Genomic DNA, 13,119 nt, shown 5'->3' with positions numbered 1-13,119 from the left:
CGCTAATGAGTTTATAAATGAGGTGTTGTCATGGTACATGAAAATGACTTGCAATTACCAAATTGGTTACAATTATCGGAACAAGCCCGGCGTGCTAATTTTGGCCAGGTTTTACGGTATTTTGTCAGCCCACTTGTCGCCATTGAAGGGATTCAACCGGAAGTGGTCCAAGCTGGTCGACTAACATTTAAGACATATAGTGCTTGGTTTTCTGGTGAACAGTTCGTCTTCATTCCGGCACAATCAGCCGTTAGTTTAGGTTGGTCATTGGGTGCGGATAAGCTGGCGCCGAGTGAATGGTTTGCACAAACCAATCGGCAACTGGCTGCTAACGAGGGGCAACTCTGGGCAGATAAGGCTGATGTAGATGCGTATGTTGAGCAACTCACCACGCCGAGTCGGATTGTTAATATGCCAGCGTTACTGGTGGCACGAGAATCCGTACCGCGTGATTGGCTAGCGCAAGGACGCTATTCACCAATCACACGACATTTTACAGGCAACCAACTATTCTTCAGTCGTTTTCAAGCTGAGATTCAAAATGGACTATACCGAACGCAGCCTGAGACACCGTTGTTAGAAACGGCGCACTTAGTGTTACGGCTTTTGGCAGACCAACAAGTTTATCAGGTTTTTGAGAAAACGACTTTTACGGATCAACAACTCAGACAAACATTGCGGCAACAAGGCTATGACTTTGTCAGTGTTGATCAGTACGAATGGTTAAGAGGTGCGGGTGCGCCTACTTTATGGCCAAGTGGCAATCATTTACCACAACCAATGGCTGAATCAGCGGCTTCGTTTGGTTTAGATTTTACGGCTGACCAACAGGCTTATGAAATAACAACTGACCCGCTTGTTTACAAGGGTGGGCCGTGTGTCACTGGTGGTCGCTATCAACTTGAACGTCAGTTACCAAGCTCGCCATTTTATGAATCAGGCGTACCAACTGCGTTGATGGGCAATACCGATCTTGCGACGCGTTATCGGCGCACAATCACTGTTGCACTCGAGTAGTTGACAAGTGGCGGATTATTTTCTATACTTTTGAAGTGCTGGGATATACGTTAATCATTAGAACGACAGGAACAACACCCTTGACTGAGAGGTGCTGACTACGGATTGACGCGCTCCCCAACGCCTAAATAATTGAATAAACTCATAAAGAGGTTAACGACTAACATCGTTGCAATCAAGGTGGTACCGCGCTTTTGCGTCCTTGAATTTGCAGCGGTGTTTTATTTTTTAAGGAGAGAATGATATGAAACAACTCACAAGCGCCCAAGTGCGCCAAATGTTTTTAGACTTTTTTAAAGAAAAAGGCCATGATGTTGAACCAAGTGCCTCATTGATTCCAGACGAAGATCCAACGTTATTATGGATTAACTCTGGGGTTGCCACTTTGAAGAAATATTTTGATGGCCGTGTTGTGCCTAATAATCCGCGGATTACAAATGCACAAAAGAGTATCCGGACAAACGATATCGAAAACGTTGGTAAGACTGCCCGTCATCATACATTCTTCGAAATGCTCGGTAACTTCTCTGTTGGTGATTACTTTAAAGAAGATGCTATTCCTTGGGCTTGGGAATTCTTAACAAGCGACAAGTGGATTGGTTTAGATCCTGAAAAACTTTATGTGACGGTTTATCCTAAGGATAAGGATGCGCACCGCATCTGGCACGAAAAAGTTGGTTTAGCAGAAGACCGAATTATCGAAGTTGAAGATAATTTCTGGGATATCGGTGAAGGCCCATGTGGTCCCGATTCAGAAATTTTCTACGATCGTGGTCAAAGCTTCAACAATGTAAGTGAAGACGATCCTGAAAACTACCCTGGCGGCGAAAATGAACGTTATCTCGAAGTTTGGAATATCGTGTTCTCAGAATTTAATCACTTACCAAACGGTGAATATGTCGAACAACCACACAAAAATATTGATACGGGGATGGGTCTTGAACGACTTGTCTCAGTGATTCAAGAAGCCCCAACTAACTTTGAAACAGATTTATTTATGCCATTGATTGAAGCCACAGCTGCAATGAGTGACCATAAACAATACGGTCAAAATGCCGCTGACGATATTTCATTTAAGATTATCGCCGATCATGCACGGGCAGTTACCTTTGCGATTGGCGATGGCGCAATGCCAGCTAACGAAGGACGCGGTTATGTGCTCCGTCGTTTAATCCGTCGGGCCATCTTAAACGGTAAGAAGTTAGGCATCAACGACGCTTTCATGTACAAATTAGTCCCAATCGTTGGCGAAATTATGCACAGCTATTACCCAGATGTCCTAGAACAAAAAGACTTCATTGAAAAAGTGATCCGTTCTGAAGAAGATCGTTTCCGCGAAACTTTAAATGATGGGTTACGCTTATTAAACCAAACAATCGAAGCCGTTAAAGCTGAAAACGAAACTGAAATTAACGGCGCAGATGCTTTCAAACTCTTTGATACATTTGGTTTCCCAATCGAATTAACAACTGAATATGCTGAAGATGAAGGTTTAACCGTTGATCAAGCTGGTTTTGAAAAGGAAATGGCTGCTCAAAAAGCACGTGCTCGTAATGCACGGAGCGATGAACAATCAATGGGCTCACAAAACGAAGTCTTATTAAACATCAAGACTAAGAGTGAATTCACAGGTTACAGCGAATTAGAAACTGAAAGTCGTCTAGCAGATATCATTCAAGATAATGCTGAACAAGAAAGTGTGACAACCGGCGTTGCGCAATTAGTCTTTGAAGCAACACCGTTTTACGCTGAAATGGGGGGCCAAGTGGCTGATCAAGGGATTATCAAGAACCTTGCCGGTCAAGTGGTTGCTGAAGTGACAGACGTTCAATACGCACCAAATGGCCAACCTTTACACACTGTTAAAGTGTTAAAAGAAATGATCAGTGGCGTCCACTATACCTTATCTGTTGATCCAACTTTCAGAGGCGGCGTTGTTAAGAACCATACGGCAACCCATTTATTGGATCAAGCATTAAGAGATGTGTTAGGCGAACATACTCATCAAGCTGGTTCATTAGTGGAACCTGATTACTTACGTTTTGATTTCACTAACCTGGGCCAAGTGACACCAGACCAATTAGCTGAAGTGGAACAAATCGTAAACGATAAGATTTGGGCAGCTCTTCCAGTTAATACGGTTGAAACCGATATTGAAACAGCTAAACAAATGGGGGCCATCGCGCTCTTTACTGAAAAATATGGTAAAACAGTTCGTGTTGTTCAAATTGGGGATTACTCAATGGAACTTTGTGGTGGGACACATGCTAATAACACTTCAGATCTTGGCTTGTTCAAGATTACCAGTGAATCAGGTATTGGGGCTGGCACACGTCGGATTGAAGCCGTTACTTCTAAGGCAGCCTTTAAATATTTAAATGACAAACAAGTGCTTTTAAATGAATTAGCTGGTGAATTAAAAGTTGCACAAACAAAGGATCTTCCTAAGAAGATTCAACAATTACAAGCTGATTTAAAAGCAGAACAAAAAGAAAATGAACAATTAAAAGCTAAATTTGCGCAAGAACAAGCCGGCAATGTTTTTGAAAATGTTGTTGATGCAGGTCAATGGCGCTTAGTGGCAGCAGATGCAAAGGTTGCCGGGATGAATGAATTACGGCAATTAGCGGATAAATGGCAACAAAAACAAATTTCAGACGTCTTAGTGCTCGCAACTGTTGCGGGTGACAAGGTTAGTTTGATTGTGGCAGTAGCTCCTGATGCGATTAAAGCTGGGATCAAAGCTGGTGACTTAATCAAACAAATCGCCCCACTTGTTGGTGGTGGCGGTGGTGGCCGTCCTGATATGGCCCAAGCTGGTGGTAAAAATCCAGCTGGGATTCCAGATGCTTTGGCAGCTGCTAAAGAATTCTTAGCTTAATAGATAAAAAATAAAGTTGATTATTTTTAATCAACTTTATTTTTTTGCAGAAAACAGCATGTTCCGTTTGAATTGTGGTATAGTGGATATTCAGCATTATGACAACCGAGTGATGCGAGTTGTACTTTTACTGATTTTCGAGTAGAATATGGTTGTATAAGTAGCGAAAAGTTGAGGTGTTGAGAGATGAATCTAGATAAAACAGTCCATTTTGATTTTGGTAAGAATAGTCCTAAGAATGTGCATGAAACATTGGTAACGGTCTACCAAACTTTAGAAGATAAGGGCTATAATCCAATTAACCAGATTGTCGGCTACCTGCTATCAGGGGATCCTGCTTACATTCCACGCTATAACGACGCTCGTAACTTAATTCGTAAGCACGAACGAGATGAGATTATCGAAGAACTCGTGAAGAACTATCTTGATAAGGGGAATACTAAATAATGCGCTTAATGGGATTTGATGTCGGTTCAAGAACCGTCGGTATTGCTGTGAGCGATTTATTTGGTTGGACCGCCCAAGGTGTTGAAATCATTAGAATTAATGAAGATGAATCTGAATTTGGTTTAGACCGAGTGAAGGAACTCGTTGCACAGCACCAAGTAACGGGCTTTGTCTTGGGGTTACCTAAGAATATGAATAATTCAATCGGCCCCCGGGCGGTTAAAGCACAGGAATACGGTGCCATGTTAACCGAGTTATTCCCAGAGATCCCAGTTGATTATATTGATGAACGACTAACAACTGTTCAGGCTGAACGGATGTTAGTTGAACAAGCTGACACCTCACGGAAAAAGCGTAAGCAAGTGATTGATAAACTTGCTGCGGTAATGATTTTGCAGAATTATTTGGATGCTAAGGGCCCTTTGACGAAACAAGGGTATTAAAGCAACCGGTTAATGAATTTGATAATTAAATATTAAGGGGTTTTGATGAATGACTGAAACAAATAAGAACATCCACCAAGAAGCAGAACAAGAAATTACTTTAATCGATGATCAAGGTAACGAAGAATTATACCAAGTGCTCTTTACTTTTGATTCTGAAGATTACGGTAAATCATATGTCCTATTATACCCAGCAAGCTCAGCTGAAGACGAAGAAGTCGACATCCAAGCTTTTGCATTCACATCAGACGTTGCAGGAGACGCCAGCCAAGGCGATCTCTTCCCAATCGAAGATGATGAAGAATGGGAAATGGTAGAAGAAGTCCTAAACACATTCTTAGCAGACGACAATATGCAATAAAACAGAGTGCCTCTCAAGCTTGATCAGATATTGAGCATTAGCATAGGTTGTCGGATTAGCGATTATATCGCTAATCTGACAACCGGCGCTAAGCGCAGAAATCTAGCTTGGGAGGCACGTTTTAATGAGGCTATGCTATAAAAAAAATAGGGATCAAGACGCTAAATCGTCTTGGTCCCTATTATCATTATGAGCGTAAAGCCTGTGCTTTTTTGGTGTTAATAAAATGCAATTTAGCAAATTGGCCTAGGTATTCTAAACCGCCTTGGTCCAATAAATCAGCCGCAATTTTGTCGATCGATTTGTGTGCACCGACTGGGATGTCGCGTCCAGCGAGTTTGGAAAGTTCAATCATTGATAGGTTAGCTTGATGGCGGGCAATAATAGAAGCTGCCGCAACCGCTAGATGAAACTGTTCCGCTTTAGTTGTAAAGTAGACGTTATCTCGTAATACCACCGGTTCGTCTTTTAAATAACGATAGTAGGTGGCACGAGGTTCGAATTGATCGATTAAAATGCCTTGGGGCTGATCAGGTTGGATTTTTTTCAAAACTTTTAAGAGGGCGAAGTTATGGCTGACCGCCTTCATTTTTTCGATATTCATTTGTTCGTGAACTTGGTTATACTTTTGCGGCATGATATTGACGATATGATAAGGGAGTTTGGTCATCATTTTAATCGCCATCTGATCAATCTGAGCGTCAGTTAATGTTTTTGAATCAGCGACGCCTAAATTGCGGACAAAGCTGAGATTTTCCTGACTGACATAGACGGCGGCAATCGTCAGTGGGCCAAAGTAACTGCCATTACCAACTTCATCTGAGCCGATAACCGACCAGTTAGCAAAATCGGGTGGTAGCGTGTCACCTTTAGCAGACCCCTTAGTAGCCTTACTTTTCTTGGCAGGTGCTAGTGGGCCCCATTTAGCAGCGGCTGCTTCGGCTGTTGCGCCTTGAAAAAGGACTTTGCCGGAGCGATAGCCGGTAACGTTCAAACCGTTGCCACGGTGGGCAAAAACGGCACCAGGTGGTAGGGGACGGTTGGACGGATAAGTTTGTTGAATTGTTTTTAATTGCGCTGGGGTCATTTTTATCACAGCTTGCATGCGCCATCCTCCTCAATGAATGGTAAAATAAGATATTAATGGTAAAATTGCTACTTCTCCTTATTTCATGATAAAATAGTTCAGTTGAAGTAGCAAATTTTATTTGCGATGTCTGAAGCAGGTTACCAGAAATAGCTGGTTGGCCTGATAGTGATGAATCATATCAAATTAAAAGCGCGGTTAAGGGGAAATTATGCTAAGTCTAATTATTATCTTAATGTTGTTACATGCGGTTTATACTGGGATGCGCCGGGGAATTGTCTTACAGGTCGTTTATGCAATTGGTTATTTTATCGCCTTTTGGATTGCGGTTCCATTGAGTCAGACACTCGGACCTAAATTGAATTTGTTAGTGCCGTATCCATCGGCAACAGAAGAAAGTTACTTTGCCTTTTTCCAACAGAAGGTGGGGTTATCACTCGATAAAGCTTTTTATATCGGTGTGGCCTTTGTATTAGTGATGTTCATCAGTGGCCTGATTATTCGTTTTATTGGCTTATTACTGAACTCGTTAACGTTTATGTATGTTTTCAGTCGATTTAATAAGGTTTTAGGTGGTGTTTTAAACTTCATCGTTGTCTATATTGGGATTTTCTTAGTGTTATATGTCTTGGCCTTAGTACCAGTTGACGGGTTACAGAACATGTTGGCCCATTCGTGGCTCGCTAAGATGATGGTGCTTAAAACACCACTATTAACCTCACTTGTAACGCAATGGTGGATAGTTGGTTAACATAGTTGTAAGGGGCTGACGAAGGTCGCCCCTTTTTTAGAAGGAGTTAACAGAAATGAATCATAAAATATTAAAAACATTAGAGTACGATAAAATTAAACAAATGTTGCAAGGCTATGCGATTACAGCATTTGGTCAAGAACAAATAGCAACTTTAGAACCGATTAATGAAGCAGATCTGATTCAGATTCGCTTAAACCAAACCAAAGATGGTGTTGATATCGAACGGTTAAAAGGTGGCATTCCATTGCCCCAACTGGAAAATATCAGACCACATTTAAAACGAATTGAAATCGGTGCGATGTTAAATGGTAGTGAGCTCGCTCAAATCGGGCGCGTTTTACGTGCGACATCTGCCGTGGTTCGTTTCTTTGATGACCTGGAAAAAGACGAACTCGAATTAAAAGCCTTACCCGAATTAGTAGCGCAATTTGTCACGTTACCGCAATTAACCGAACGAATTAGAAGTTCGGTGGCTGATGATGGTGCCATTTTAGATACTGCTTCAACCAAGTTACGCGGTTTAAGAACGGGCTTGAAGCAGTTAGAAGGCCAGATTAGAAGTCGGATGGCCAGCTACACACACGGTGCCAAGGCTAAATATTTAAGTGATCCGATCGTGACGATTCGTAACGACCGCTACGTGATTCCTGTTAAACAAGAATACCGCGGCCAATTCGGTGGTGTGGTACATGATCAAAGTGCCAGTGGGCAAACCCTATTCATGGAACCCCAAGCGATTATGGAATTAAATAACCGTTTGCGCCAATTACAAATTGAAGAACAACAAGAAATCGAACGGATTTTGGCGGAATTATCAGAAGCCATCATGCCGGAACGTCACAATATTTTAGCGAATGCTGAATTATTGGGTCAACTTGATTTCGTGAATGCTAAGGCCCAACTTGCGAAAGCTCTAAAAGCAACGGAACCTTTAATCAATGCGGAAAACCATGTCGATTTAAAACAGGCACGGCATCCTTTAATTGATGCGACTAAAGTCGTGGCCAATGATATTGCAATCGGTGCGGATTATCAAGCGATTGTGGTAACTGGTCCGAATACCGGTGGTAAAACCATCACACTTAAAACGTTGGGCTTAGTCCAAGTGATGGCCCAATCAGGGTTATTCATTACTGCGCGTGAAGAAAGCCAAGTTGGTGTCTTCTCAGATATCTTTGCTGATATTGGTGACGAACAATCAATCGAACAAAACTTGAGTACTTTCTCAGCACACATGGAAAATATCATTCAGATTCTCAAACAGATTGATGATCGGAGTTTGGTGCTATTAGATGAATTAGGTGCCGGGACTGATCCGCAAGAAGGGGCCGCTTTAGCGATTGCCATCTTGGATCAAATCGGGATTGTCGGAGCCAACGTGGTTGCGTCAACTCATTATCCTGAATTGAAGATTTATGGCTACAATCGACCACAAACAATTAATGCCAGCATGGAATTTGATGTGGCGACTTTACAGCCAACGTACCGTCTTTTAATTGGGGTGCCTGGTCGGAGTAATGCGTTTGATATTTCAACGCGCCTAGGCTTACCAAATTCAATCGTCGATCAAGCGAAACAGTTAATGAACGATGAAAGCCAAGATTTGAACAATATGATTACCGATCTTGAAAATCAACGTAAAGCGGCTGAAACAGAATACCAAGCACTACGGCATGAATTGACGGAAGCGACGGATCTACATCAACAACTCTCAACAGCTTATCAACAATTCTTTGAAGATCGTGAAACGGAAATGGCGAAGGCTAAGGAAAAAGCGAATGCGATTGTCGAAAAAGCTGAAGTCAAAGCGGATAAAGTCATCACTAAATTACGTGATATGCAGATGAATCAAGGCGCACGGATTAAGGAAAATCAATTAATCGATGCCAAGGCTGAATTAGGGCAATTACATCAAGAAACAACCTTGAAGAAAAATAAGGTCCTCCAACGGGCTAAGCGGCGTCAAACGCTTAAAGTTGGGGATGACGTCTTGGTCACGTCTTACGGCCAACGAGGCACTTTAATTCGCCAAGTCGATTCGAAAAATTGGGAAGTCCAAATGGGCATCATCAAGATGAAGATTGCTAATGACGATTTAGAAAAGCAAAAAGTCGTTGAAGATAACCGACCACAACGCCATGTGACAACCGTTAATAGCGGTGGCGCACGCCACGTTAAAGCACAATTGGATTTACGAGGCAAACGCTATGAAGAAGCAATGGCCGAAGTGGATCAATACATTGATGCGGCGCTATTAGCTAATTATCAACAAGTCACGATTGTCCATGGTAAAGGGACTGGCGCGATTCGCCAAGGGGTTCAAGAATACCTCCAAGCTAACCGTCAAGTGAAGAAGTACGAATATGCACCAGCTAATGCTGGTGGTAATGGTGCAACCATTGTGACATTTAAGTAAGGTCCTTAAGTTGAAAACTCAGAGGCTAGTGCATTGGTAATGCCGGCTTTTGAGTTTTTTTAATTGTTTTTTGACGGGCAAAAGTGTAGACTAAAAGTAAGCAATCGGTTTTACACAACTGATTATAGGAGGTGCGGATATGGTAGATGTTTTAACGGATAAAGATTTTGAAGCAGAAACAAGCCAAGGTGTTGTTTTAACAGACTTTTGGGCTACTTGGTGTGGTCCTTGTCGGATGCAATCACCTGTCATTGAAGAGTTAGCACAAACAAATGATAAGGTTAAATTCACAAAGATGGATGTGGATGCCAACCCTGATACCCCAGCTAAATTTGGGATCATGGCTATTCCAACATTGCTCGTTAAAAAAGATGGGCAAGTTGTCGAAACAATTACTGGCTTCCACAATAAGGAACAATTAACGGAAACATTAGCTAAATATACTGATTAGAGCACAATGACGATTGTAAGCATGCGTTGAAAAACGTCTCTAACAACTGAAGGACCAGGGGGAGAATTTCTTTACCAGGTCCTTTTTTAGTCCCCAATAATGTGTGACAAAAATGTTAGTGGTTGTTATTAAACCAGTATGGTACCTTTAATAAGGTAATATAGCGTACCAATCAGAAAAAAAGAGAAAGAAATGGTGAAAATGGGACAAAAAATCCTTAATTTTTGGCAAAAACCAGTTGTCAATTTCATTGGCAGAACGATTATATATTTTATAATTCTCTTAATTTTACTCTACCTGTACGATTACAGTGGTATTGGTAGCCCTAAATTTATTTATAATGAATTTTAGTTTAATGAAGGAGCGTAATGGTGATGACAAATAGCATTATTCAAAAAATTGATACAATTGCGATTGAACAACCGCAAACTGTAGCGTATCAATACGGTCAAACGCAGTATTCATATGCAGACTTAAAAGTTGCATCCGATCGAATCGCGGCGTTTATCCAAGACCAAGCATTGCCTAAAGGCGCCCCAGTGATTGTTTTTGGGGGCCAACAGTTCGAAATGGTGGCGACATTCTTAGGTGCTGTCAAAGCAGGCCATGCCTACATTCCGGTTGAACAACACTCAGATGCAGAGCGGATTCAACAAATTGAATCTGTTGCTAAACCAGCGGCTGTCCTATCATGGGCACCAGCTAGTCAAATTAATGTTGATATGCCTGTCTTCCAAGAAGCGACATTAGCAGACGTTGTGGCAAACGGTGCAACGGATTACGACGCACAACAAAGTGTTCAAGGTGACGATAACTTCTACATTATTTTCACCTCTGGGACAACTGGTTTACCAAAAGGGGTTCAAATTAGTGAAAACAACCTTTTGAGTTTCGTTGATTGGGCTAACCCAGCATTTGGCGTTGCTGATAATAGTCGGGTCTTAATTCAAGCCCCATACTCATTCGATTTATCAGTCATGAACCTTTATCCAGGGCTTTGCTCAGGCGCAACATTAGTAATTTTAGAAAAAGAAATTACGGACAACTTCAAGACTTTATTTGAAGTATTGCCAACCTTGAAGGTTAACGAATGGGTTTCAACACCATCATTTGTTGAAATCTGTTTACTCGCACCAACGTGTTCAATACTTACGGGCCAACAGAAGCAACGGTCGCAATGACCAGCATCGAAATTACCGCTGATATTCTAGCACAGTATGATCGGTTACCAATTGGTTATACAAAGGCTGATACGAAGACGGTTGTGGTTGATGAACAAAACAACGAAGTCGCACCTGGCCAACCTGGTGAATTATTGATTAGTGGCCCTAGTGTTTCTAAAGGCTACTTAAATAATCCCGAAAAAACGAACGCTGCCTTTTTCGAAAAAGATGGCCAACGTTTCTATCATTCAGGAGACTTAGTGGTTGCCGATGACAATCAATTAATCTTCTACAAAGGGCGGACTGATTTCCAAGTTAAGATGCATGGTTATCGGATTGAACTAGAAGAAATCGATCATCATTTAGGACAACTAGCACAAGTGAAACAAGCTTGCACGGTTCCTCGTTACAACAAGGCGCACCAAGTAACGCAATTAATTGCTTACGTCGTGCCAGCTGAAGGTCAAGTGGGGGATGCGACATTAACGAAAACGTTAAAAGCAGCCCTGGCTGAAAATACAATGGCCTACATGATTCCCCGACGTTTCGTCTATCCAGAAAGTTTACCATTATCCGTCAATGGTAAGGTTGATCGTAAAGCGTTGATTAAAGAGGTAAACGGGAATGCCTAATTTACAACCGTACGCAAATCCTAATTACTTCATTATTTTAGGCATTGCGTTAGTGCCGCTAATCATTGGTTTTTTAAATGGTAAACGGTGGCACATCTATGAAACACTTGTTTCACTGCTCTTTTTGGTCTTAATCTTTGACGGTGATAAGATTAATCAAGGGTTAGCTTTAATCGGCTACGTGATATTCGAAGGGGCTCTCATTTGGGGCTACACCGTGTATCGCCAAAAACGTAATAATACAGCATTGTTCGACTTGGCGGTTGTCCTGGCCATCATGCCGCTAGTCATTGTTAAATTCGTGCCATTTTTAAATCCAGGACGGAATTCAATTATTGGTTTCTTAGGGATTAGTTATTTAACCTTCAAAGCTGTCGGCATGATTATGGAAACCCGTGATGGGAGTATTAAGAAGTTTGAGCCATGGTTGTTCTTACAATTCATGCTGTTCTTCCCAACTATTTCATCCGGTCCGATTGATCGTTACCGGCGTTTTAAGAAGGATTATCTAAAAGTACCTGAACGTGATCACTATATCGATATGTTAGGGAAAGCAATGCACAACTTCATGTTAGGGTTTGTGTATAAGTTTATCTTAGGTTATGCATTCGGAACCTTGTTATTGCCAAGAATGGCGCACTTAGCCATGGCAAGTCGCGGCGGTTTCTTAGATATTTCATGGGGCCTTGTGGGTTACATGTATGTCTATAGTATGTATTTATTCTTTGATTTTGCGGGTTACAGTTTATTCGCAGTTGGGACGAGTTATGTCATGGGGATTGAAACACCAATCAACTTTAACAAGCCATTCTCATCACCAAATATCAAGGAATTCTGGAACAGATGGCATATGACGTTATCATTTTGGTTTAGAGATTACATCTACATGCGACTCATGTTCTTCTTGATGAAGCATAAAATTACTAAGAGTAAAGTATTAATCGCCAATCTTGGCTACTTAACGTTGTTCTTATTGATGGGCTTCTGGCATGGCTTAACCTGGTATTACATCGCTTACGGATTATTCCATGCAATTTGGATTATCCTAACAGATGTCTGGTTACGCTTTAAGAAGAAACATAAGGATCACATTATCAGCAATCGTTGGACAAATTATCTCGCAATTTTTGCAACATTTAACACAGTATGTTTAAGTTTTTTAATTTTCTCAGGCTTCTTGGACCGACTCTGGTTCCATTAAGACCAAACAATTGAAGGAGCGTTTTAATCATGGATGTAGAAAACACAGTAGTAGAAATTTTGGCAGATTTAACAGGTAACGATGATATCAAAGATGATATGGATATGGATTTATTTGAAACAGGGACATTAGATTCAATGGCGACTGTTCAATTATTACTTGAATTACAAGGTCAATTAGACATCGACGTACCAGTTTCAGAATTCGATCGTAACGAATGGGCAACACCAAACAAAATCATCGCCAAAGCAAAGGAATTGCAATAA

Annotated in this window: 12 protein-coding genes and 1 pseudogene; 12 read left to right on the top strand and 1 reads right to left on the bottom strand. The window is 41.4% G+C overall.

The genetic code is table 11. The features are described 5' to 3' along the window. Positions 1-30: 30 nt before the first annotated feature. From LEUCM_RS00550 to LEUCM_RS00530, 5 genes are all read left to right on the top strand, one after another. Positions 31-1,017, top strand: a complete 987-nt coding sequence (locus LEUCM_RS00550) for a hypothetical protein (protein ID WP_025016291.1) — start codon at positions 31-33, stop codon at positions 1,015-1,017. Between the two features lie 244 nt (positions 1,018-1,261). Then, positions 1,262-3,898: an alanine--tRNA ligase gene (gene alaS / locus LEUCM_RS00545; protein WP_025016290.1), complete on the top strand. Its 2,637-nt coding sequence runs from the start codon at positions 1,262-1,264 to the stop codon at positions 3,896-3,898. Between the two features lie 186 nt (positions 3,899-4,084). Continuing rightward, positions 4,085-4,345, top strand: a complete 261-nt coding sequence (locus tag LEUCM_RS00540; RefSeq protein WP_011374097.1) for an IreB family regulatory phosphoprotein — start codon at positions 4,085-4,087, stop codon at positions 4,343-4,345. Then, positions 4,345-4,788, top strand: a complete 444-nt coding sequence (gene ruvX, locus LEUCM_RS00535; RefSeq protein WP_011374098.1) for a Holliday junction resolvase RuvX — start codon at positions 4,345-4,347, stop codon at positions 4,786-4,788. The genes LEUCM_RS00540 and ruvX overlap by 1 nt, the downstream gene beginning before the upstream one ends. Positions 4,789-4,837: 49 nt before the next feature. Next, the gene (locus LEUCM_RS00530) at positions 4,838-5,149 is read left to right on the top strand and encodes a DUF1292 domain-containing protein (protein ID WP_011374099.1); all 312 of its coding nucleotides are present in this window, start codon (positions 4,838-4,840) and stop codon (positions 5,147-5,149) included. A gap of 187 nt (positions 5,150-5,336) precedes the next feature. Here LEUCM_RS00530 and rnhC read toward each other — a convergent pair whose 3' ends face one another. Then, positions 5,337-6,254 carry a ribonuclease HIII gene (gene rnhC / locus LEUCM_RS00525; protein ID WP_011374100.1) on the bottom strand — a complete coding sequence of 306 codons (918 nt, stop codon included), beginning with the start codon at positions 6,252-6,254 and terminating at the stop codon, positions 5,337-5,339. Between the two features lie 193 nt (positions 6,255-6,447). Between rnhC and LEUCM_RS00520 the strand changes: the two genes are divergently transcribed. The 7 genes and pseudogenes from LEUCM_RS00520 to dltC all read left to right on the top strand — a co-directional run bounded on the left by LEUCM_RS00520 (position 6,448) and on the right by dltC (position 13,119). Next, a complete protein-coding gene (locus LEUCM_RS00520; protein WP_016264660.1) occupies positions 6,448-6,987 on the top strand; it encodes a CvpA family protein in 540 nt (179 codons plus the stop codon). A gap of 55 nt (positions 6,988-7,042) precedes the next feature. Further along, positions 7,043-9,406 carry an endonuclease MutS2 gene (locus LEUCM_RS00515; protein WP_025016289.1) on the top strand — a complete coding sequence of 788 codons (2,364 nt, stop codon included), beginning with the start codon at positions 7,043-7,045 and terminating at the stop codon, positions 9,404-9,406. Positions 9,407-9,545: 139 nt separating this feature from the next. Continuing rightward, the gene (gene trxA, locus LEUCM_RS00510) at positions 9,546-9,857 is read left to right on the top strand and encodes a thioredoxin (RefSeq protein ID WP_011374103.1); all 312 of its coding nucleotides are present in this window, start codon (positions 9,546-9,548) and stop codon (positions 9,855-9,857) included. Between the two features lie 192 nt (positions 9,858-10,049). Next, positions 10,050-10,208: a teichoic acid D-Ala incorporation-associated protein DltX gene (locus LEUCM_RS00505; RefSeq protein ID WP_371857370.1), complete on the top strand. Its 159-nt coding sequence runs from the start codon at positions 10,050-10,052 to the stop codon at positions 10,206-10,208. A gap of 23 nt (positions 10,209-10,231) precedes the next feature. Beyond that, positions 10,232-11,652 (top strand): annotated as a pseudogene (locus tag LEUCM_RS00500) (D-alanine--poly(phosphoribitol) ligase). Next, the gene (gene dltB / locus LEUCM_RS00495; RefSeq protein ID WP_011374105.1) at positions 11,645-12,853 is read left to right on the top strand and encodes a D-alanyl-lipoteichoic acid biosynthesis protein DltB; all 1,209 of its coding nucleotides are present in this window, start codon (positions 11,645-11,647) and stop codon (positions 12,851-12,853) included. Before LEUCM_RS00500 ends, dltB begins: the two are co-directional and overlap by 8 nt. Before the next feature lie 29 nt (positions 12,854-12,882). Further along, the gene (dltC, locus tag LEUCM_RS00490) at positions 12,883-13,119 is read left to right on the top strand and encodes a D-alanine--poly(phosphoribitol) ligase subunit DltC (RefSeq protein ID WP_011374106.1); all 237 of its coding nucleotides are present in this window, start codon (positions 12,883-12,885) and stop codon (positions 13,117-13,119) included.

It is taken from the genome of Latilactobacillus sakei subsp. sakei DSM 20017 = JCM 1157, assembly GCF_002370355.1.
GTDB classification, from domain to species: Bacteria; Bacillota; Bacilli; order Lactobacillales; family Lactobacillaceae; genus Latilactobacillus; species Latilactobacillus sakei.
This window is presented reverse-complemented; position numbering and strand designations above follow the sequence as displayed.